Below are 22,958 nucleotides of genomic sequence, written 5' to 3'. Positions count from 1 at the left end.
ATATTATTATTTACTTCTCTTTTCCTAAATCGTTAAACTAAAAATACAGCTATTTTCAATTGAATTATCCTTTTGTTATACCATTACGCTTAATTATGTGGTCTATTTTGAGGCAATAAAACCGCGTTGATAACAAGGCAAAAATGTAGTTATTTAGTTGTTCTCGGCAATTGCTCCTGCATTGCTCTACCTCCTGCATCCATGCAGTCGTAAATCAGACATTTTTAACGCAGGTAGCGATTGGTTTAATCACGCAAAATGATTAAGTATTTTTGCGGATTAATGGAATGGACTCTCTCCACTCCCCAACGGCGTCATAATGCGCCATAGTAGTTTAGGGTAAGTTTTAGCGTAAACAAAGTAGAGAGAGTCACATGAATAAAATAACAATTGGATTAGATATCGCCAAGAACATTTTTCATTTAGTTTGGTTATCAAACTCGGGAAAAGTGCTCAAAAAGAAAAAGCTCAAACGCACTAACATGAAAGAGTATTTTTGTAATTTAGAGCCCGCAATTGTCGTCATGGAAGCGTGTGGCTCATCAAACTACTGGGCACAAAGTATTCAAAACTATGGTCATGAAGTGAAAGTTATCGCTCCACAATATGTAGTCCCTTACCGAAAAGGAAATAAAAATGATTTCAATGATGCAGAAGCGATAGCTGAAGCTTCACAACGAGTGAATATGCGATTTGTGCCAATAAAAAGTGTAGAGCAACAAGACATTCAACTGTTGCACCGTATAAGAGAGCGGCGAATAAAATGTAGAACGGCCTTAGTGAATCAAACCAGAGGCCTCTTAGCCGAATATGGTATTAGCCTCTCGCAAGGCGTTAATCAAGTGAGAAAGTCTATCCCCGATATTTTAGAAGATGCGAGTAACATGTTAACGCCATTGTCTCGTCGATACATAGCCAGTTTGTATGATGAATTAATTGAGGTAGATAAGTTAATCACGGATTTGGATAGCGAGATAAAAGCTTTAAGCCATCAGATAGAGCAGTGCCAGAAATTAGAAACAATGACAGGAATAGGTCCCATCATCGCAACAGCTTTGTATAGTGCAATAGGTGATGGTAAAACCTTTAAAAGTGGGCGTCATATGGCAGCTTGGCTGGGACTAGTTGCCAAACAGCATACGACTGGCGATAACCCCAAGTTAAAGGGAATAAGTAAACGAGGAAATACTTATTTGCGAACTCAGCTGATTAATGGTGCCAGAGCTGCGTTAGTCAAATCGGGGAGTAAAGCTGACAAGGTAAGCTTATGGGCAAATAACCTGCGGGAGCGGCTGCCATTTAATAAAGCAGTGGTTGCATTAGCGAATAAAATGGCGCGAATGGCATGGGCGATGACCGTAAAACAAGAGAGGTACAAATTTGTATAAAAACATTAACCGCAATTAAAAGACAAAAGTTCAATAGCAAAAATTGCAAAGATTGAGATTGACGGAAAACGGTTCATAGCCGTCCTATTTAAACCTGATAATACCAAAGGCTGTTAGAAGCCGTCGAGATTGATAAGGTGATAGGGGCGGATATCCATCAGGGCTAGAGCGGATAAATCTGCTCATAAAAAAGCCGAATATATGGCAGCAATGAACTTTGAAATTCTATCAATTACTGTCTTGCAATCGGAGAGAGTCCATATATGGTATTAAAGCCAGCGTAAAAATGGACCATTCACTTTCAGCCAATTGCTTGCTTTTTTATGTTCGGGATAAAACTCACTCACCCGTTGCCAAAATGCCGCACTGTGATCCATATGCTTTAAATGCGCAAGTTCATGAACAACAACATAATCAATAACCCATAGAGGCGCACTGACTAAGTGCAAATTAAAGGTTAACTCTCTTTGGCGATTACAACTGCCCCATCGACGCTTGTAATGTTGAATTTTAAGACGTGTTGGTAACGCTTCTCTCATTTGAATACAGTAGTTTTGTATACGCATCTCAAGGTAGGTTTCTAACTTGTCATGTAAAAACTCTTCCATCAATGCAAGATACTTTGCGTCTGTGAGTTTAACGCGCGGTGAAATAGCAAGGGTTAATTCATGAGTATCAGTGTCTTGATACCATTGGCTGCAATTTTCTTGCTTAAATACAAGGGGAATTACCTGATCAAATAGCTTGATTTGCGAATTTTTAATGGGAAATTGACACTGCTCAGCGTGTAATGATTGTTTAGTAACTTGCTCTGCAACCCAATGCTGCTTTGTTTTTAACCACGCTTCAATATCTTTACGCGGGACAAAGTGAGGTGCATACACAGTCAACTGCTGCTCGGCGACTTTAATCGCGACAGTTTTTCTACGTTTACTGCGTTTTAACGTGTACTCAAACAAAATAAGCCAATGTAATTAATAAAATCTTTGTATTATATTTTACCCCGTAAAATACCTGCTAATCTATAAAGATGACTCATAAATAAGTTTTTATTCTTATGCCTGATAAACCGTGTTGTAGCTACATTTCACCAACAGGTAACACGTGTCAAGAAACCGATATGGGTTCTGGGTATTGCTTTTGGCATGATAATAAATTTGATAAATCAGGCTTAGAGCTGACTCAAAAACTTGAACGATATGCAAAAAAGGGCGGGTTACTTCAGGGTCTGCAATTACAACGTGCAAATTTAGTGGGTCTAAATTTAATAAAGAAAGATGATGAAGAAGGTTATGATCTTTCTTACTGCAATTTTTATCGAGCCAATTTGTCGGGGGCACATCTTTTCAACAATAAAATTGCCAATGCATCCTTAATGAAAGCGAACCTTCATAGCGCCAGCTTACACTACTGCGATTTGCGAAATACCAACCTACTTGGGGTTAAACTCAGTGATAGCCGCATTGATAATATCGATTTAGGCGAACAATTACTGCAAGAAGCCGAGGCGTTTAAAGCTCGTCGAAATAGGCAATACTCGACTGCGCGCGACTTATTTGAACAATCCGAAGAAATATACAGAAATTTACGTAAAGCGTCTGAACACCAAGGGCTTTTCGAGCTCGCGGGTAACTTTACCTATAAAGAATTAAGAATGCGCCACGCACAGTACCCGAAAGGATCAACGAAACAAATTACTTCCAGCTTTATTGACATGTTATGTGGTTATGGTGAAAAACCTGAAAATGTCATTCGCTTTAGTCTGTCTCTTATCGTTTGTTGCGCAATATGTTACTTTTTATTTGGTGTCAGCTATCAAGATTCATTGCTTAGATTTAGTTTTGATAATTCGTTCGATGATAACGTATCAGCACTTTTAAACAGCATTTACTTTAGCGTTGTTACTTTTACAACGCTAGGCTATGGCGATATTACCCCCATTGGATTATCAAGGCTCATAGCAGCGATTGAAGCATTTTGTGGCAGCTTTTCGCTAGCGCTGTTTGTGGTGGTGTTTGTAAAGCGTATGACACGTTAATGGATTATGTGAGAACCTTGATGCTTTTTAGCCTCGTACATTTTCCGATCAGCACGATTTATAAGCTCCTCAGCACCGACTGTGCTGTCTAAAGGCGCTGAAATAATGCCAAAGCTCAAATGTAACGCGGGGTATTTTGCTTCAAAAGCAACGATCAGCTTATTACATATCGCAATGGTGTTTTCTACGTCGCAATCTGGCATGATCAGGCAAAATTCATCTCCCCCATAACGACAGGCAATGTCTATTTCTCTTGTATTCTTTTTAAGATATTTCCCGATGAATTTTAATACCTCGTCACCTTTCAAATGCCCTTGTGTGTCATTCACTGATTTAAAGTTGTCTAAATCAAAATATACAATAGTCAAAGGTAACTTCTGACGGCGCGCTCTTGCTAATTCTCGCTGAAACAACTCTTGCATTTCTCGGCGATTATACAAATTTGTGAGGGGGTCTAGTTTGGCAAGTTTTTCAAGTTCATGTGTACGCTGCGCCACTTTCTCTTCAAGCCCTTTCGCATACACTTCTGTTCTTCGTTTCGCATTTTCTATTTCGCCAACAAGACTCGCAATGTACGTATCAAACACTAATGTTGTATCAAAATAAATAAGCTTATCAATAATGGTTAATGTTTGATTTAGCTCTGCATGGTCTTTTATGGTGTTTCTTAACACATCAAAAATGAGCTCTTTAAGGGTACATACCGCCGATAAATAAAGTTTGGGCTCTACCCCAATTCGCTTATGTACCATGCCAATACGTAGCCGATTATTAACGTAATCATTTTCATAACAGCCACAAAATAAATCTATAATGTATTGTCTTTGTGCATCTCTTAAACGTGTCAGTGTGTCAGCATCTCCAATAAGTAATGAAATTTCATCGACTTCTGTTTGCTTTTTATAGAACTCATCAACCATTTTTTCAATCGCCGACTCGATAAGTGGTTTATAGTTAATGAGTGATGCTAAGCATTGTGAAGAGAGCCCTAATAAATTCATTCTATGCTGAATTTCAACATCATTTATTTGCATTTGCTCGACGAGTGTCTGCTCAGTCCTGCGCATGGGTAGTCTCACACTTAAGTATTTTCTAATTAAATATAGCTAATGAAATAAATCCTACTTAGTCTGTCATATCTTTTTTCTCTAAATCTAGCGCAAATTGTATTAGACTGACATTACTTGCAGTCTGAACGAATTATTATGCTCGCGAAATTTTTTATTACCGATCAAAATCCAAGCTTAATCATAAGTGGGGTGTACAATCCTAGTTTAGTTGTCCTTTCGATTGCTACCGCTATTTTTGCTGCATATTTCTCATTGCATATTATTGATTTAGCCAATAAAACCCGCTTTGAATCATACAGAAAACTAGGCAATGCAACCGGCTCTCTAGTCTTGTCTGGCGGAATTTGGAGTATGCACTTTATTGGTATGCTTGCATTTTCTTTATGCACAACCATTAACTATGATCCTGCTCTGACATTTTTTTCGTTTATTCCTGCTTTTTTAGCCTGCTACACAGGTATGTCACTAATACGCAGTAAAGACATTGCACATATTCCCGCAGGGTTAAAGTTACTCATGAGTTCTGTGTTAGTGGGCGCAGGTATTGGTACCATGCATTACACGGGTATGGCGGCAATGGAAATGAGCCCATTACTTCGTTATGACCCTATGTGGTTTGCTGCATCCATTTTTGTTGCCGTGTTTTTATCATTTATTGGGCTGTATACTCGCTTTCATTTGAACGACCACTTTCAAAATTTAACCGCATTACAAAACCGGATTATTTGCGCCATTATTTTAGGTTTTGCTGTCGCCGGTATGCATTACATGGGCATGGCTGCAACGCGATTTGTCGCGACCTCCCCTTTTTTATCCGATAACACAGACAATACCAATCTTGTTTTTATTGCTGCCATGGTGTCATTTGCTACCGTGTTATTAACCGCTGTCGTTGCGATTATCAATGGTATGGTGCGCTATCGTATGCTGCTTGCTGAAAAATCGGCAGAAGAATCACGACTCGATGCCATTTTAAGTACGGCAATCGATGGTATTGTGACAATTAATTGTCGCGGTATTATTTTAAGCTTTAATAAATCTGCAGAAAGTATCTTTGGCTGGAAACAAGAAGAAGTGCTCGGTCAGAACGTGAAAGTGTTGATGGATGACGACATTGCGGCTCAGCACGATGGTTATTTGCTAAACAGTGGCAACCACGCTCTTAAAAAAGTGATTGGCGTTAACCGCGACGTGTGTGCAAAACACAAGGAAGGTCATTTATTCCCTATTCGCTTAGGTCTTGGTGAAGTGAAACAACCCGATGCAGAAACGTTGTTTGTGGGCTTCATAACCGATTTAACCGAACAACGCGCATTACAACGCAGCCTAGAAGAAAAAGAACAGCAATATCGCACGTTAATGAATAACACGCCTGGCGCTGTATTTCGTTGTTTGCTCGATGACCATTGGAGCATGCTGTTCATTAGTCCCAATGTATTTGATCTAACGGGCTATACTGCCGAAGAATTTACGTCAAAAGCCATCAGTTTTGCTGACATTATAAATAAAGAAGACGAAGCGCATATTAATGAGATCATGACAAAAGCAATCTCTGAAAAAAATCAATATGCACTTGAGTATCGCATACGCCATCGCAGCGGTAAGATCGTTTGGGTATTAGATCAAGGTTCTATAAACAAAACGGATGATTCTGAAGTTCAGTGGATTGATGGTGTATTAGTTGATATTACCGCACGCCATATCTATGAAGAATCATTAAAACACGCAAAACAAGAAGCTGAAGCCGCTGCACAAGCTAAACAGGCATTTATGGCAAATATGAGCCATGAAATTCGCACGCCCATGAATGCAATTATCGGGTTCAGCGATATTTTAATGGACAGCCCACTTAATAAAGAACAACAAAAGCACATCGTTACCGTAAATACCGCAGCACGCTCATTATTGCATCTTCTAAACGATGTTTTAGACTCGGCAAAATTAGAAAAAGGCAAACTCGATATTCATCATGAGCACTTTAACTTACAAGCCCTTCTCGATAACATCGTTTCTACCTTTTGGCTTGAAGCAAAGCGCAAAAACCTGTTATTAGATTTAAAAATTGCTGATGATGTCGCACCAATTTATATCGGTGATGACGCGCGTATTCGTCAAGTGCTCAATAACTTAATTGGTAATGCGGTTAAGTTTACAGAATCAGGTTCTGTCACGATTAGTGTCAGTAAGACACAAAACAATCAGCTCTTTTTTGAGGTGCAAGACACTGGGATTGGCATTGCAAAACACCGCTTGAAAGCAATTTTCCAACCTTTTGAACAAGCCGATGGAACGATGACGCGTCGCTTTGGCGGCACAGGCTTAGGCACCACCATAAGCAAGCAATTGGTCGAGCTTATGGGAGGCACAATAAGTGCCGTGAGTAATGAAGGCGAAGGCAGTTGTTTTTTCTTTTCTCTTCCTTTGCAAGAAGGCGACATTAATAAAGTAGATAAACTCAGTAATAACCTACTTACATTACCACCTCTTCGTGTCTTAGTGGTTGATGATATTGAACAAAATGTCGAGCTATTAAACATATTACTCTCACAAGCTGGCCACACAGTGTATAAAGCAAAAAATGGGCTAGAGGCTATTGCTGAATTTAAACAACACAGCTTTGATATCATTTTAATGGATATCCACATGCCTGAATGCGATGGTATAACTGCTTGTAAAAAAATTCGTGAATTAGAGCAGCAACAACAATTAAAGAAAACACCTATCATCGCGTTGACCGCCAGCGTGCTTCAACAAGATAAGCTCACAGCTAAGCAAGCAGGTATGAATGGCTTTGCAAACAAACCCGTCGATATACAACAAGTTAATCATGAGATAGCGAAAGTGCTCGGTTTAGAAATTAAGCACATCACAGCTAAGCCTGATAACAAAGCAAAGCAACATATCAATTATGTTAAAGGTATCCAAATGTGGGGTAGCAAAGAAAAGCTTAATACTGAAATACGCTTATTTCTTGCTAATCATCAGCATAGTATTCTACGTTTAAAAGAGTCAACACTTGATGCATCTGAACAAACGACACTGTTACACACGCTAAAAGGTGTGGCGGGCAATTTGACACTAACGAAATTACTGTATTTATTGTCGCAGGCCGAAAAAGAACAGGGTAAAGAAGACTTTTCTAATTTAATAACTGCGTGCTATCAAGAGTGGCAAGCATTGGTTACTTTACTCGAGGAGCAAGAGCAGGTTAATACTGATAAAACACCTTCGCAAGCGGTATCGATAAGCGTATTTTTAAATCACATCGAGGCACTACAAAATCAAGCCGAGCATGCTGAAATAGATGATGAACTACTGAGTGATGTCCAAAACAATGCCCCTGTCGAGTATAAAGACGCAGTCGCAGAGATAGTTGGACATTTTGATAACTTTGACTTTGATGCAGCAAGTACTGCATTAGCCAATTTAAAGCACCGCATTACAGCTGATTAAGGAGCAGTCATGAGTCAAATTACTGATCGAGCAAGAATTCTTGTCGTTGATGATGAGCCCGCAAATCTTAAGGTCATGCGTGAAGTTCTTGCAAATGACTATCGGTTATCATTTGCTAAATCGGGTGATTTAGCTCTGCAGCTCATTGAAAATGAACCTCCAAAACTAATTTTACTGGATGTCATGATGCCAGATATGAATGGCTTCGAGGTATGTAAAATTTTAAAAGCGAACCCTGAAACAGCTCATATTCCCGTGATATTTGTCACGGCACTGTCCCATGAACAAGATGAGTCCGAAGGCTTTTCACTTGGTGCTGTTGATTATATAACCAAACCCATCAGCCCTGCTATTGTGCGAGCCCGAGTGAAAACACATTTATCGCTAGTGCAGGCCGAGCAATTACAATTAGCCCATATCGATTTAATTAATCGCTTAGGCCGAGCGGCAGAATATAAAGACACAGATACAGGTGAGCATATCGCCCGTATGAGTCGCTACAGCAAAGTACTCGCGTTAGCTTATGGTATGACTGAATATCAAGCTGAACAGTTGAAACAAGCCGCCCCTATGCATGATGTTGGCAAAATAGGCATACCCGATTCGGTACTTTTAAAACCCGGCCGTTTAGATGCCAACGAGTTTGAGCATATGAAGCAACATGCTGTCATTGGTGCAAAAATACTCGAAAATTCAAGCTCTCCCCTATTACAGCTCGCTCATAAGCTTGCACTGGAGCATCATGAAAAGTGGGATGGTACGGGTTACCCTCTTGGTTTAAAAGGAGAAGAGATCAGCATTGAAGGTCGTATCGTCAGTATTGCTGATGTATTTGATGCACTCACCTCTGTGCGCCCATACAAAGATGCGTGGCCAGTTGAAAAAGCAGTAGAGCTGCTACAAGCCGAATCAGGCAAACACTTTGATCCCCAACTCGTCGATTTATTCATTGGCCAAATCGACGCAATTATCGAGATTAAAAATACTTACTCTCGCTAGTTTATACCCATTAAAAGGGGCCTTACTTAAGCCCCTTTTTAATTTGCTCATAATCATGAGAGGTAATTTCATGACTGTTGCCAGCACAGTCTTTAAAATACATAGAATAAGTCACGCCATGGTCGGCAATCACCGTTTTTATATTAAATTGAGCTAAATGCTCAAGCCACGCTAAAAATTGCTCTGCGTTTACACTAAAAGCGATCCCTTTACTATTACCGGGCGCTTCAAATAATGCGAGACGGATTGTTTTTGCCTGATCTTCAAGGGTTAATGGACCTTTACCTTCATCCCAAAAAGCAAGCTCAGGAACCACAGAAAAACCTAACACATCACGGTACCATGTCACTGCCCGCGCCAAATCATCAACATGTAAATGGCAGTGATCAACCCCGTTTAATAAAGGTACACCCATGGTTACTCACCAATCTCAGATTTAAGTTGCTCTAGAAAGGCCAACATATACTCTGTTCGTCTTTTTGCTTCATCTTTCGCCGAGGGAGTATTCATACTTTGGGCGATATGTAATAGTTTAATAAAAAAGTGATCAAGCGTGTATTTAGTGTCATCAGGCTCACGATGTAAACAGAATGGATCGTCTTTATGGTAAAGGTAACGCCCTATCGAGCCACCCACTTTCATGCAGCGACTTACCCCAATAGCCCCTAATGCATCCATTCGATCAGCGTCTTGGACTATTTGTGCTTCAACACTTTGTACTGCGATGTTAGCGCTAAAACTATGTGCAACAATGGCGTGATGAATTGCGGCAAAGTATTGCTCTGGGTAATTAATGGATGATAAAAAACTCAACGCTTTATCTGCAGCCATTGTTGACGCTTTCGCTCTATCAGGGTGGTTTTTAGCAACCGCAACGCAATCATGTAACCAGGCTGCGGGTAACACAACTGCCATATTAGCCTCTTCTGCAGTGCACAGCTGTTTTGCAACCCTCACCACTCGCTCAATGTGGCTGATGTCGTGTGCCACATCGGCATGAAGTAAAGATAAAATAAAATCTCGACACTGGGTTTCAAGTTCTGCAAAGTCTATTTTTGACTGCATAAAGCGGCTGTTACCATTAACTGATTGAAATTATGCTTACTTTAACGTGGTTACTGGATTTGTTCAAAACATTCATTGTATGTTTGCCAGTGCTTCATTAAACTATGCCCCCTTTTGTTTGACGCGAGAATCCCTATGTCATCTGCTATTTACCTACAAGCTGGACGAGAAAAATCATTAAAAAGAAAACACCCTTGGGTGTTCTCTAAAGCCATTAAAAAAGTAAAAGGTAAACCAGGACTAGGTGATACGGTTACTATTTATGATAATGACGGTAAGTTTCTCGCCATTGCAGCTTACAGCCCAGAGTCACAAATACGCGCACGTGTCTGGAGCTTTGACCAAAACGAAGTGATTGATCAAGCATTCTTCGAAAAGCGTCTTCGCCGTGCGTACGATGCACGCCAGCAAGTGATCAGCGAGGGAGGCTTAACAGGCTTTCGTTTAAGTGCTGCGGAGTCTGATTACTTACCGGGTATCACAATCGACAAGTTTGATAACGTATTAGTATGTCAGTTACTCAGTGCAGGTGCAGAGCGCCATAAGGGCGAAATAGTCGCGGCACTAATGGCTATTTTTCCTGGCTGCGATATCTACGAGCGCTCTGATGTCGACGTGCGAACAAAAGAAGGGTTAGATCCAATCAAAGGTGTTCTGTGGGGTAATGCACCGACAGAGCCCCTATTAATTGAAGAAAACGGCCTAAAGCTAGAAGTCGATATTATAGAAGGTCATAAAACAGGCTTTTATTTAGACCAACGTGATAGTCGTGCGGCTCTAGAACGCTTCTCTAAAGATAAAACAGTGCTTAACTGCTTCAGTTATACTGGCACATTTTCGCTGTACGCATTACGTGGCGGCTGTCAGCATGTAACCAATGTGGATGTATCACAACCTGCGCTCGATACCGCCAGACGCAATGTGGAGCACAACAACCTAGATTTGAATAAAGTCGACTTTGTTAAGCAAGACGTCTTTAAGTTACTGCGTCAATACCGTGATGAAGGCAAGCTGTTTGATACCATCGTGATGGACCCGCCTAAATTTGCAGACAACAAAGCACAGCTGACCGGCGCATGTCGCGGCTATAAAGATATTAATATGATTGCGATGCAAATACTAAAGCCCGGTGGCACCTTATTAACGTTCTCGTGCTCTGGCTTAATGGAACAAAACTTATTTCAAAAAGTGGTTGCCGATGCAGCGCTAGATGCAGGTAAAGATTTACTGATTATGGAACGATTAAACCAAGCTGCCGACCACCCTATTGCTGGCAGCTACCCCGAAGGTTTTTACCTAAAAGGCCTTATCTGTAAAGTGTACTAAAAACAGCTAAAACCTAGTTAAAGTGAACAATTTCAAGTCCTGCACTCAAGGAGCCATCTTGCTCCTTGGTTGCTCTAATAACTTTAACTGTTGCATCAAACGAGGTGATTGCTGTGCTCGTAGAGGCAATCACCACTCGGTAAACACTGCCAATTTCTAATACTTCATCACAACATATTGCTAAGCCTGTTGCACTTAAATCAGTGCATGTAACGACTATTTCGGTGTGACTATTTTCGCCCTCTAAAGGTATTAACTTTGCGGGGGTATGAATTTGCATGCGGCGAAAATCGCGCTTTTCCTCATGAAACATGACGCCTCCTTACACAAGTGCTTTTATTTTTTCTATGAGTGTTTTTACAGAAAATGGTTTCACTACATAGGCGTCACATCCAGCATCAAATCCTGCTTTTTGCTCAAGTTCAGATTCTAAGCCAGATACCATAACAACGGGGATATTTTCTGTTTCCGGGGTGTTTTTTAATAACCGACACGTGTCATAACCATCAAGACCAGGCATACACACATCTAATAAAATGGCATTGGGAGGGTTTGCAATAGCCGATGCCAAACACGATGTTCCTGAATCTGCATAGCTTAACGAAAACTCATTGCTTAAGGTTGCTTTGAGCATTTCGAAGTTAAAATATTCATCGTCAACAACCAAAATTTCTGGTCGTACTCGACGTGAAGTGTCTGCTGGAACTGCAATCGGTTTATCCTTTTCTATGCCCACATAATCTCCTTTTAGCATTTGTGTTACTAATTCAAGCGCAATGAATTCACTGTTTCATTGCGCATACCTTTACTGAATTATAACTCACATTCTTTGATTGCGTTTAAAACACGCTTTGCAGATACAGGATAAGGTGTCCCTAGTGTTTGTGCAAATAAAGAAACACGTAATTCCTGCTGCATCCAAAAAATAGACCTGATTTCATCAGGTACGGGCATTCCTTTGGGAATTTTATTCGCCAGTTTTTGATACTGTTCAGCCACTTTTTCTAGTTCAAGTACACATAAACGATCTCGATTAGGATCAACAGGGAGTTTTTCTAGACGACGTTCAATCGCTTTTAAATAACGAATTAAATCCGCCATTTTTGCCGCGCCGTGCTGACTTACAAACCCTTTAAAAACGAGGCTTTGTAATTGTGATTTAATATCACCATGAGCAGTGATCATGGTTAAATCTACGCGCCCTTTCATACGCTTATTAAGACTGTGAGCAATGCTGAGCACTTGCTCAACTTGCGTTGCTATGTCGACCACCGTATCGCCCAACTCACCACGAATTTGCTCTTTAGCCTGCTCAAATGCTTGCTGAGTACGAATGTTGCCGTACTTTATCAATAAACTATCAACACCTGCAGCAATACAATCATCAATCAAATCATTCACTTTACCAAAGGGGTTAAAATACAACCCAAGCTTAGATTTATTAGGTAAATTTTGCTGCAAATACTTAATCGGTGACGGTACATTTAAAAGCACTAAACGACGTAAGCCCTGTTGGTGCGCCTGCTGTGCTTTTTGTTCGTTATCAAATAACTCAACCGCAGCGGAGTCTTTTTTATCGACTAAAGCTGGAAACGCTTTTATTTCATACTGACCTTGCTTTTTAACATAGGAAGCTGGTAACTCACCAAAGCTCCACTGTGTTAAGTCGGCTTTTTCTATGCCTTTATCAGCCACTTTTGATAAGGTATCGGTGACTTTGCCCTGAAGCTGAGCTTTCAGCTTAGCCAAATTTAGGCCTCGAGCAAGTAACTTATCGTGCTCATCGCGAACTTCAAACTGCAAACGCAAATGAGGGGCCAACGTTGAGTAATCCCAAGCGTCTGGCTCAACACGTACCCCTGTCATACGCAGCAAACGAGTGCTTATGGCGTCAATTAAATTGCCTTGCATAGGCTCAATTGCCGCTAATACAGCATCGGCGTAGTTCGGAGCTGGAACAAAATTACGGCGCAGTGTTTTTGGTAATGACTTAATTAATGCGCAAATCAACTCATGCCTAAACGCAGGAATATGCCAATCAAAGCCGGTTTCTTGTACTTGATTAAGTAATGCAACCGGAATTTGAACCGCAACACCATCAACAGCTTGCCCTGGATCAAAATGGTACGTCAGCGGCAAGAGTAAGTTTTCTTGTTGCCATGTATCTGGGTAATCAAATTCGGTGACATGATCAGCACCATGCTGCATTAACGCTTCACGTGACATGTGCAAAAAGCGTTTATCTTTTTGTTTTTGTTGCTTCCACCAGGCGTTAAATGCCGCACGATTGTTGATATCAGCAGGAATTTTTTTGTCGTAAAACTCATACAGTGTTTGCTCATCCACTAAGATATCGCGACGACGAGACTTATTCTCAAGCACTTGAATATCATCAATAAGCTCTTGGTTATACTGTAAAAAGCCTTCATTCTGACCAAGCTCTTGTTCAACCAAAGCGCCACGAATAAACAACTCTCGGCTCACTTTAGGATCAATTTTGCTGTATACACAACGACGCTTATTAACAATAAGCAGGCCGTATAAAGTTTGCTGCTCGAAGGCGATAACAGCACCCGGTTTTTTCTCCCAATGAGGCTCGCTGTAGCTGCGCTTCACTAAATGTTGAGCAAAACCTTCAACCCATTTAAGGTCGATACGGGCATTTATACGAGCGTAGAGTTTACTTGTCTCCACCAGCTCCGCAGCCATAATCCACTTAGGGCTCTTTTTAAATAATCCTGAGCCCGGAAAAATATGGAACTGACTATTACGTGCGCCTTTGTAAATTTGTTTTTCGTCTTTAAAACCAATGTGGCTCAACATACCGCTTAAGAGTGACTGATGAATTCGGTCGCTGTCGGCTACGTTAGTTGTTGCTTTCATGCCCATTTCATTACACACGGTCGACAGTTGATAAACGATATCTTGCCATTCTCGAATACGCATATAAGCTAAAAAGTCTTTTTGACACAGTTTTCTAAACTGGCTATTGCTTAACTCACTTTGTTGCTCTTCAAGATAATTCCACAGATTTAAAAATGCGATAAAGTCTGAATCTGGATCATCAAATCGGCCATGTTTTTCATCAGCTGCCCCCCGCTTTTCTTGGGGTCGCTCACGGGGGTCTTGAATCGAAAGCGCAGCAACAATAATAATGACTTCACGCAATGCCCCAAGGCTGTCTGCGGTTAGCACCATTTTGGCTAAACGCGGGTCGACGGGTAAACGACTTAAACTACGTCCTGATTTAGTCAGCTCAGTTTGCTTATGGCGCTTAGCAGGTTTAACCGCCTCAAGCTCTTCGAGTAACGTTAAACCATCATTGATGTTACGACTGTCTGGCGCTTGTACAAACGGAAATTGTTGCATATCGCCCAGCCCAAGGCCTAGCATTTGCAAAATAACCGACGCTAAGTTAGTACGTAGAATTTCAGGGTCAGTAAATTCTGGACGCGAATTAAAATCATCTTCGCTGTATAAACGAATACAAATACCCGCTTCGATACGACCACAACGGCCTTTACGCTGATTGGCACTGGCTTGTGAAATTGGCTCTATTGGTAAGCGTTGTACTTTTGTACGGTAGCTATAACGGCTAATTCGCGCGGTGCCTGGGTCAATAACATACCGAATGCCGGGTACGGTTAACGAGGTTTCTGCCACATTTGTGGCTAAAATGATGTGGCGACGTGAATGCGGTGCAAAAATACGATTTTGTTCTGCATTCGATAAACGCGAATAGAGTGGCAGGATATCTGTGCCTTTTAAGTTGCGTTTAGAAAGCGCATCGGCAGTGTCGCGTATTTCACGCTCACCATTCATAAAGATAAGAATGTCACCGGGTCCTTCGTCACACAGCTCGTCAACGGCATCAAAAATACCTTGCAGTTGGTCACCATCGGCTTCCATCTCTTCTTTATTAATCTCTGTAGTTGGGCGATAACGTACTTCTACAGGGAAAGTGCGTCCTGACACTTCAATAATCGGGGCGTCATCAAAATGCTGAGAAAATCGCTCTGGATCGATGGTTGCTGAGGTAATAATGACTTTTAGATCGGGGCGTTTTGGCAATAAATTCTTTAAATAGCCCAAAATAAAATCGATATTTAGGCTACGCTCATGGGCTTCATCGATAATAATCGTATCATATTGATTTAAAAAGCGGTCTTGCTGAATTTCAGCCAGCAAAATACCATCGGTCATCAATTTTATATAACTGTTATCTGAGACCTGATCACTAAAACGAATTTTAAAACCGACTTGCTGACCAAGCTCACATTGCATCTCTTCAGCAATACGGTTAGCAACGCTGCGAGCTGCCAAACGCCTTGGTTGAGTATGCCCTATGTAGCCCTCTACCCCACGACCAAGCTCTAAGCACATTTTTGGAATTTGTGTTGTTTTACCCGAGCCAGTTTCACCTGCAATGATCACCACTTGGTTGTTGGCAATCGCCTGCTTAATATCCTCTTTCTTTTGGCTAACAGGAAGTTGCTCTGGATAGGTTACTGTTGGTAATGCCGCTATACGTTGAACACGCAATTGCTGTGAGCGAGCAATATCATCCGCGATTTTTTGCGCTATGTTCGCTTGCTTTGTTTCATCGTTTATTTTTTTGATGCCATGCAGGCGTTTTTTGAGGATGAATTGATCTTTGCGTAAGCATGTTTTTAATTCGCCGAACAGCGGACCTAGGTTAACCACCCGATACCCTTATAGTTATTTGCCAATAGGGCAACCATTGTATCAAATAATCTATTGGGTGGTCATGGCTTATTTATGCCAATTCGCTCAATTAAATGAACAGTTTTGAGGCAATCAAACCGAGTTGATAACAAGGCAAAAATGTCGTTATTGGGGTGTTCTCGGCATTTGCTCCTGCATTGCTCTACCTCTTGCATCCAGGCAGTCGTAAATCCGACACTTATAACACAGGTAGCGACAGGTTTAATCCCTCAAAATGATTAAGTATTACTGCGACTTGGCATTATTCGCTCGGTTGGAATAGGCATGGCACATACGTCGATGTAATGTGGGCTTTCAACGAACCAATCTTCTACTCGATTTTTGCGCGCATCGATTAACTGTTTAAAAGCTGTTGAATCTGTTTTCATTACTTTAAACTGGCTTGTATCAGTGTCTGTAATATCAGCCAGAACTTGCATATCTGTAATAGGATTAAATACCGCACCTTCAATGGGCTTTCGCATTAATTGGTTAAAGTGCTCCATCCCCTCTAATACACGCCCAAATACTGTAATATTTCGGTCTAGATAGCGCTGTGCATTACCTATAGTGACATAAAATTCTGTGCCACCACTGTTAATATCGTTATCACGAGCCATTGCAAAGATGCCGGGGCAATGCACTTGCCATGTTTGTGTTTGACTTTCATTTTGCGCAACCGCGAACCCATTTAGAAAGCCCGTTTTTACTGCGTAACCATCTGGGCCTTTTAATTCAGTGATCGCCAGTGGTGTATCCGTTTTGAAGTAAAATTCAGCAGGCAGCGCTTTTTTCGCCTTTTTAACCGACTTTGTTTCATTCGCGTCACCACCTTGCGCGACAAAACCTTCAACAAAGCGGTAAACACTCAGCCCTTGATAAAAACCTTCTTGGGCGAGTAGTCGCATATTTTTGGCGTGCAAAGGCGCCAAGCCATCATTGAGCTCAATATACGCGGCACCCGTCGGGAGAGTAAGTTTAAGAACGTTGTTTGGTTGCACAATGCGCCATTGAGACTCATCTGCGGTTTCAATAATTTCAGCTGCTGAGCGTTTTTCAACGTTATCAGCAGCGTGAATAGGCCCTGTTAAAAGTGCAGCAACGCATACCGTTAATAGACTAAATTTCATTATTATTATCTTTTAAGTAATTGACAATTCAGCCTATTAACTTCTTAACAATTAAGCAAGTAAAAATACCCCAACGCACTGTGATACCATTCGCTTAATTAAGTGCTCTATGTTGAGGCAATATAACCTCGTTGATAACAATACAAAAATGTCGTTATTGAGGTGTTCACTGCAATTGCTCCTGCATTGCTCTCCCCCCTGCATCCATGCAGTCGTAAATCAGACATTTTTAACACAGGCAGCGACAGGTTTAGTCCCTCAACATGATTAAGTCTTATTGCGGATTGGTATGGTTATTAATCCCAATCAAACTTATACAGAATATCAACATTTTGATAAAGACCGCTGGTTACTTCAATATACAGTTGTGACAAGAGTTGATAGCGCACTGCCACCTCACTCAATGAATCAAAAATCCCCACGCTGTATTTCACTTGAATACCGGGCGTAACATAGCCTGATATTTCAACTTTAGTATCATCGCCACTGCCTGTAGAACTCAAGCTCACATCCGATAAACCAAAGCTTTCGCCAATTTTAGATACCACACCTTCACTGCGGTTAACACCTTGCGCTAGTAATAGTTGCGTCAACATTGCATCGGTTGAGCTGTCCCCTTCGTCAAGTGGCTGACCATTCAATAAGTAAGCCAATGCTTGTGCTTGATCCATTGCCGGCTCTGAGAACACTTTTAACGATGGCTGTTCCACATTCCCGGTTAAAGTAATACCCGCAACCACACCATTTGCGGTGTTATCAGGGTTGCGAATAGCTTTAATATTTAAATATGGTTTATCTACAGAGCCACTAAAGCCGACTTGACCTGTCCGTATTTGTAAATCTTGGCCAAAAGCGCGGTAGGTTCCTTCAACAAGGTTTAATTCTCCGGTGGCAATCATCGGTGTCGTTTGGTCCATGTTGATATTAATATCCCCTTCGACTTTTGACTGTAATCCAAATGAATCAATACGCACGTCTCTTTCAACCAGTACCTTTAAGTTGATAGCGTAATCGAAAGGAACTTTTTCAGCTTGTTGTTGTTCAATATCCACAATGACTTCATCATCACTGACTTGCACAGCTCCCTCGGGTAGCTCCTCAATGGCAATCCGCCCCCACGGAACAACAACCTGTCCTTCAAGGTTAAAGGCATTATTTTTTAATGACATAGTAAGCTCTGGCGACACTTTAAAGGTGACATCTTGTTGCGCACGTACAAAGAACTCATTGCCTTGCAATTGTAAATTTACATCAGGTAAATCTGCATGCCAATCAACCCCCCCAGATAACTTTAGCGCTCCCCCTTCACGGTCTTTTAGCTCACCAGTCACTGTCGCACTTTGGTTATTAAAAGCGATATTCACCTGTGAGTTTTGCAATGAAACAGGAAGCGTTGCTCCTTCTAAGTTAATGCTGTCAACATTAAGCTCACCACTAATGAGTGGCTCTTTTAATGAACCTGCCAAGGCCAGCTGACCCTTAATATCACCATTTAGCTGCTCTAACGTGCCAATAAAAGGCTGTATATTCGTGAGTAGAATTTTTTCAATAACCAGATCACCCGAGAGCAATTGCTGGTTTTGAATATCCTCTACATTAATTTGTGAGGTTACTTTTCCAAGTACTGATGAGTCGAGTGTCGCTTCAAGCTTCGCCGTTTCTGCATCACTTATCGCAGACAGACTGAAGACCTCAATCGGTAGCTTATAAACTGTCGCACCATCGATTAGTGATGCAGCTAGTTCTTGCGTATTTATGTTAGCTCGCAGGGTTTTTAGCTCTGCGTTATGCCAGTTGGCAACAAACTCACCTTGCGCTAAGCCGGTTAAATCGAGATTATCTGGTAAGAAATGTTTAAACTCTGGTATCGATAACGCCCCAAGTTGCGCATTAAGTTGACCCAATTGCTTTGTTTGCTGCAAGGTGTTTACACACAACTGAGACTTGTCACTTTGCCAACAGTGTGCCGAGACATTAAAGTCTTGCGTCTGCGTATTTACACTGACATTAATGGCTTTATCTGTTCCAAAACGAACTTTATTATCGGTAACAAGTATTTGACTTAACGCCCCTTGCCACGTGTTCTTTGTGAACTTTCCATCTAAATCAAACGACACTTTACCTTGATCAGCATCCAGTAAAAATACGACATGGTGATCCGTTTTGTCACCTGAGGCATTAAGTTCAATCTGATTAATTTTATGCTCAGCAAAACTAGCTGAATCCAAAATAAGCGATATCTCTGTTTGCCAGTCCGCAGCATAATCAAACTGCCCGTTTAACGCTAAACCCTCAACTTGGATATCCTGATAACTTAAAGTATTGAGGAGCAAGTTCACATTGGCTGTCGGTTCAAGGCGTGCTCCGCGCAATTTAAGGTCTGCACTTCCTTTCCCCTGCAAAGGAAGCACACTTTGTTCACTTGCATCAAGGCGGATTTTACCGTCAACAAGCCATGTATCATCGACTTGACCCGATAGTGTAATTTCGTTATTCCCACTTTTAAGCTCAAGCTTATCAAAACTCGCGTGAAGGCTGCTGTCGAGTTTAAAGTCAGAGGCGACGTTCACGGGGATATCATTTACTGTGCCATCAATCACTGTGTTTGCTAAGATTAGCTGCCAATCCTCGTCTTTTAGAGTGAAGGAGCCATTAAACTTGCCAGATAAATTACTGCTTACGGCATCCGTTAAGTACTGAGCTTTTAAATCGCTTAACGTGCCTGAAAACTGACTTGTCACGCCCTCAGACCAATCTGCTGATGCGTTAACCGTAGCTTGGCTGTCGTTAGCACTGAGCTTTAGTTGATCAATTTTGACTCGTGTAAGGCCTCCATTTGCCTGCATTTCAGTTAACATCGCAGGGTATGCACCTAGCCGACTTGTTAAATTCACATTAATGGCGTAATCATCCGCATCGCCTTGCATACTGATAGCAAGGTCAGATAAACGTAATTGCGCAGCTTCTGTGTCTAACAGCCACGTATCAATGCCACCTTTTAGGCTAAACGGGTAATTCGTTTGTTGTAGATTGACTTGACCACTCAGTGTAGCTGGGTATTGACCCTGCGTAGTGAGGTTTAAGTTTAAATCCCCTAAACGCCCATTTAAGCCAAGAGTTGCTTGGTGCTGAGAATTAACCACAGACAACGAGGCATCAACTTTATTATCACCCCTTAAAAGCGCATGAAACTGGGTATTCAACTGCCAGTCAATGTAACGTGCAGCCAATTTCTCGACGCTGATTTCACTCTCTTTCGCTATCGCTTCAAGTTCAATGTTATTAATAACGTGCGCACTTTCAGCTGCAAAAGGAGTTATTGCAACTTTATCGACCTTAAATGCGTGCAATTGCACATTAATTGGTAAGGTAAAATCAAGTGATGGTAGAGCTGGCAGCTCATTCAGCGGCGCACTTTTTGGGGCTTCTTTTACTTCATGCAATGCAACTGCAATATCGGCGATAGTAAATGCGTGTACGTTGATATCAGATTGTGATGCATAGGCTGTCAGGTTTAATTTGCTCACCGTCACATCAGCACTTGCATGCTCCAAGGTAAAACGATTAACAGCAATGCGTTTAACCGTGACATTTATCGGCAACGTTATTTGCTCAGCCGTGGTGGGCTCACCGTCAGTCATTTCTGTATCGGTTGGTTGTGGGTTTTCTGCCAAAGAGGGGGGTGTATCAAGTTTTAAATCTATTGTTTGCGCACTTAAGTTGTCTACACAAACACCATCACACCCCCACCAGTACAAATCAATTTTTAGTTGTTTTGCTGAAAACTTGAGTCCTTGTTTATCGTACGAGATATCGAATGCATCATTGTACAAAAAACGCCCGCTCGGTAAATTTATCTTCAAGCCATCTACTAATTTATTAGCTGAATATGCAATAAAGTGATTTCCTGGCGCGGTGAATAATAAACAAAAAAGTATGACGCCTACGCTGACTAATATGGCTGATAAAATCGTCGTCGTTTTTTTAAACTTGTTCATTAAATTTCAGGCCCTATGGTAATACTTAAACGGGTACTTTTACTCTCTTTTGTTAGCCCCCATGCATGATCAATGCGAACGGGTCCAACGGGCGTTAAGTAACGAAAACCAAAACCAGCACCTACTTCAACACGATCAGTAAAATCATTAGTCGCTGTACCACTGTCTACAAAGACGGCAGCTCGCCAATGTTCTGCAAATTGATAGTTATACTCAACAGTTCCAGTGGCTAGGTATTTCCCCCCAATAAGGCGACCTTTTTCATCTTCAGGAGAAATTGATTGATATGCAAAACCACGGACACTTTGGTCCCCCCCCGCATAGAAACGCAGTGAAAAAGGCACATTGTCAATATCATCCACTAACATGGCCCCCAAATTAGCACGTAAAAATATCATGTGACGATCAGCAACGGTTGTAAGCCAAGCGTTCTGCAATTGAAGTCGCAAAATATTTGTCGTTGAAAACATGTCTTTTAAACCAAATTCAGCAGATATAAGCCATTGATAACCCTCGTAAGGTGTTGTGCCACCTTCGGTGTCTTTTTTCGCGTAACTAATGCCTGGCATCAGCATTTTAGAGCTTTGCTCTTCATCGCCAATTTGGTAGGTTTCTCTATCGCGTCTTAAAAAGGCAGTACGCACCCACTCATCATCAGTTAACCACTGGCGCTGCAGTTGGGCTGTTAAAATTTTACTGTATACATCATTTGTCAGCTTATCTTCGAGCTTATAACCGACTGAAAAACGCCATAAATCATCATTTGGATCATTTACCGGCACAGTGTAACCTAACGATATGTCTTGTTGCTTTTCAGAGACATTCAGGTTGCTTTCGAGATAGTGTCCGTCTTGTGTAATCCACGGTTTAGACCATTTAAAACGCACTTTTGGGCCTAGGTCGGTACTAAATCCTCCCCCCACTTCGTAACTATTTGCAGGCTTGTGCAAAACATCAACATTCACTGGCACCTTGCCATCTTTTCGATTTGCTATGTCGGCATAGACTCGTACACTCGTAAAATAAGGGGTACTCGAGAGCGCTAGATTGTAGTCGGATACTTCTGTTGATTTGTAAGGTTGACCTGCCTTAAATTCAGCTAAAGATCGAATGTATTTTTCAGCTGGCGTTTGATTACCTATCGTTATTTCACCAAATTGATAACGAGGACCGGTATCAACATTGAAGGTAATTTTCGCACTGTTTTTCTTAAGAGATACAGCCAAGGTATGTGCATGCCATTTAGCATCAAAATACCCCAGCTCTAAAAGTTGACTTTCAATACGCTTCCTTGCCGCTTCATATTTAGCGTGATTTAAAAAATCACCCGGTTTTAAACTAATACTATCTACAGCAACCATAAACTCAGGATCCGCTTTACCGGCCCCGCTAATGGTAATATCGACGTCGGATATACGTGTCACTGGCCCACGCTCTATATCAACGATGATCAACTGCTCGGCGTTATCAAATTTTATTTTAACGACAGGCTTATAATACCCCAGTGCTTTTAAGCTCGCTTTTACTTGGCTTTTAGCATGACGCTGCAAGGCTTTAGACGTTTTTTCATCTATTAACGGTTTAATGTAAAGCGCGACGTTTTTTTCTAGGTCGCCATTGACCCCTTGAATTTTATAATCTTTGATGATCGTTTCAGCACTAAATGCATTATTACTCAGTGAAAAAAATAAAATTAGAAAGACAAAAAAGAAATGCCGAATGTACAAAAAATATCCTTACTTTTTTGAAAGTGTCATAAATCAGAT

Annotated in this window: 15 protein-coding genes; 5 read left to right on the top strand and 10 right to left on the bottom strand. The window is 41.3% G+C overall.

The features are described 5' to 3' along the window. Positions 1 to 374 precede the first annotated feature (374 nt). Complete coding sequence (locus D0907_RS06440; protein WP_065979998.1) at positions 375 to 1,388, top strand: IS110 family RNA-guided transposase; 1,014 nt, start codon at positions 375 to 377, stop codon at positions 1,386 to 1,388. Between the two features lie 269 nt (positions 1,389 to 1,657). Here D0907_RS06440 and D0907_RS06435 read toward each other — a convergent pair whose 3' ends face one another. Then, positions 1,658 to 2,347 carry a M48 family metallopeptidase gene (locus D0907_RS06435; protein WP_118844185.1) on the bottom strand — a complete coding sequence of 230 codons (690 nt, stop codon included), beginning with the start codon at positions 2,345 to 2,347 and terminating at the stop codon, positions 1,658 to 1,660. Positions 2,348 to 2,445: 98 nt separating this feature from the next. On the opposite strand from D0907_RS06435, the gene D0907_RS06430 reads away from it, so the two are divergent. Beyond that, positions 2,446 to 3,426 (top strand): ion channel, encoded by a 981-nt coding sequence (locus tag D0907_RS06430; protein WP_036969411.1) that lies wholly within the window; start codon positions 2,446 to 2,448, stop codon positions 3,424 to 3,426. Here D0907_RS06430 and D0907_RS06425 read toward each other — a convergent pair. Next, the gene (locus tag D0907_RS06425; protein ID WP_036969415.1) at positions 3,423 to 4,493 is read right to left on the bottom strand and encodes a GGDEF domain-containing protein; all 1,071 of its coding nucleotides are present in this window, start codon (positions 4,491 to 4,493) and stop codon (positions 3,423 to 3,425) included. The genes D0907_RS06430 and D0907_RS06425 overlap by 4 nt on opposite strands. 138 nt (positions 4,494 to 4,631) lie before the next feature. Here D0907_RS06425 and D0907_RS06420 point away from each other — a divergent pair, with 138 nt between their 5' ends. Both D0907_RS06420 and D0907_RS06415 read left to right on the top strand, forming a co-directional pair. After that, entirely contained in the window at positions 4,632 to 7,949 is a 3,318-nt protein-coding gene (locus tag D0907_RS06420; protein ID WP_118844184.1) for a PAS domain S-box protein, read from the top strand. A 9-nt stretch (positions 7,950 to 7,958) separates the two neighbouring features. Further along, complete coding sequence (locus D0907_RS06415; protein ID WP_036969419.1) at positions 7,959 to 8,948, top strand: response regulator; 990 nt, start codon at positions 7,959 to 7,961, stop codon at positions 8,946 to 8,948. A gap of 22 nt (positions 8,949 to 8,970) precedes the next feature. Here the strand turns inward: D0907_RS06415 and D0907_RS06410 are convergent, their stop codons facing one another. Next, on the bottom strand, positions 8,971 to 9,363 hold the full coding sequence (locus D0907_RS06410) for a VOC family protein (protein WP_118844183.1): 393 nt from the start codon (positions 9,361 to 9,363) through the stop codon (positions 8,971 to 8,973). Positions 9,364 to 9,365: 2 nt separating this feature from the next. Continuing rightward, positions 9,366 to 10,013, bottom strand: a complete 648-nt coding sequence (locus D0907_RS06405; protein WP_036969424.1) for an HD domain-containing protein — start codon at positions 10,011 to 10,013, stop codon at positions 9,366 to 9,368. Between the two features lie 135 nt (positions 10,014 to 10,148). Between D0907_RS06405 and D0907_RS06400 the strand changes: the two genes are divergently transcribed. Continuing rightward, the gene (locus D0907_RS06400; protein WP_118844182.1) at positions 10,149 to 11,339 is read left to right on the top strand and encodes a class I SAM-dependent methyltransferase; all 1,191 of its coding nucleotides are present in this window, start codon (positions 10,149 to 10,151) and stop codon (positions 11,337 to 11,339) included. Between the two features lie 13 nt (positions 11,340 to 11,352). Here D0907_RS06400 and D0907_RS06395 read toward each other — a convergent pair whose 3' ends face one another. From D0907_RS06395 to D0907_RS06370, 6 genes are all read right to left on the bottom strand, one after another. Beyond that, positions 11,353 to 11,652: a PilZ domain-containing protein gene (locus D0907_RS06395; protein ID WP_036969429.1), complete on the bottom strand. Its 300-nt coding sequence runs from the start codon at positions 11,650 to 11,652 to the stop codon at positions 11,353 to 11,355. A gap of 9 nt (positions 11,653 to 11,661) precedes the next feature. Continuing rightward, positions 11,662 to 11,973, bottom strand: a complete 312-nt coding sequence (locus tag D0907_RS06390; RefSeq protein ID WP_230236506.1) for a response regulator transcription factor — start codon at positions 11,971 to 11,973, stop codon at positions 11,662 to 11,664. A gap of 179 nt (positions 11,974 to 12,152) precedes the next feature. Beyond that, positions 12,153 to 16,043 (bottom strand): ATP-dependent RNA helicase HrpA, encoded by a 3,891-nt coding sequence (hrpA, locus tag D0907_RS06385; RefSeq protein ID WP_118844181.1) that lies wholly within the window; start codon positions 16,041 to 16,043, stop codon positions 12,153 to 12,155. A gap of 260 nt (positions 16,044 to 16,303) precedes the next feature. Continuing rightward, positions 16,304 to 17,194, bottom strand: coding sequence for a peptidylprolyl isomerase (locus D0907_RS06380; protein ID WP_118844180.1), 891 nt, complete (start codon positions 17,192 to 17,194; stop codon positions 16,304 to 16,306). Between the two features lie 296 nt (positions 17,195 to 17,490). Continuing rightward, positions 17,491 to 21,192, bottom strand: a complete 3,702-nt coding sequence (tamB, locus tag D0907_RS06375) for an autotransporter assembly complex protein TamB (protein WP_118844179.1) — start codon at positions 21,190 to 21,192, stop codon at positions 17,491 to 17,493. Continuing rightward, positions 21,192 to 22,919 carry an autotransporter assembly complex protein TamA gene (locus tag D0907_RS06370; protein ID WP_065979370.1) on the bottom strand — a complete coding sequence of 576 codons (1,728 nt, stop codon included), beginning with the start codon at positions 22,917 to 22,919 and terminating at the stop codon, positions 21,192 to 21,194. The genes tamB and D0907_RS06370 overlap by 1 nt, the downstream gene beginning before the upstream one ends. Between the last annotated feature and the right edge of the window lie 39 nt (positions 22,920 to 22,958).

This window comes from Pseudoalteromonas lipolytica (assembly GCF_003515105.1).
Taxonomy (GTDB): Bacteria; Pseudomonadota; Gammaproteobacteria; order Enterobacterales; family Alteromonadaceae; genus Pseudoalteromonas; species Pseudoalteromonas lipolytica.
This window is presented reverse-complemented; position numbering and strand designations above follow the sequence as displayed.

Bases quoted from the DNA above. Each gene is read 5' to 3' on its own strand.
- D0907_RS06400 (WP_118844182.1), top strand. From the start codon at position 10,149: ATGTCATCTGCTATTTACCTACAAGCTGGACGAGAAAAATCATTAAAA.
- D0907_RS06420 (WP_118844184.1), top strand. From the start codon at position 4,632: ATGCTCGCGAAATTTTTTATTACCGATCAAAATCCAAGCTTAATCATA.
- D0907_RS06390 (WP_230236506.1), bottom strand. From the start codon at position 11,973: ATGCTCAAAGCAACCTTAAGCAATGAGTTTTCGTTAAGCTATGCAGAT.
- tamB (WP_118844179.1), bottom strand. From the start codon at position 21,192: ATGAACAAGTTTAAAAAAACGACGACGATTTTATCAGCCATATTAGTC.
- D0907_RS06425 (WP_036969415.1), bottom strand. From the start codon at position 4,493: ATGCGCAGGACTGAGCAGACACTCGTCGAGCAAATGCAAATAAATGAT.
- D0907_RS06405 (WP_036969424.1), bottom strand. From the start codon at position 10,013: ATGCAGTCAAAAATAGACTTTGCAGAACTTGAAACCCAGTGTCGAGAT.
- D0907_RS06415 (WP_036969419.1), top strand. From the start codon at position 7,959: ATGAGTCAAATTACTGATCGAGCAAGAATTCTTGTCGTTGATGATGAG.
- D0907_RS06430 (WP_036969411.1), top strand. From the start codon at position 2,446: ATGCCTGATAAACCGTGTTGTAGCTACATTTCACCAACAGGTAACACG.
- D0907_RS06380 (WP_118844180.1), bottom strand. From the start codon at position 17,194: ATGAAATTTAGTCTATTAACGGTATGCGTTGCTGCACTTTTAACAGGG.
- D0907_RS06395 (WP_036969429.1), bottom strand. From the start codon at position 11,652: ATGTTTCATGAGGAAAAGCGCGATTTTCGCCGCATGCAAATTCATACC.
- D0907_RS06410 (WP_118844183.1), bottom strand. From the start codon at position 9,363: ATGGGTGTACCTTTATTAAACGGGGTTGATCACTGCCATTTACATGTT.
- D0907_RS06440 (WP_065979998.1), top strand. From the start codon at position 375: ATGAATAAAATAACAATTGGATTAGATATCGCCAAGAACATTTTTCAT.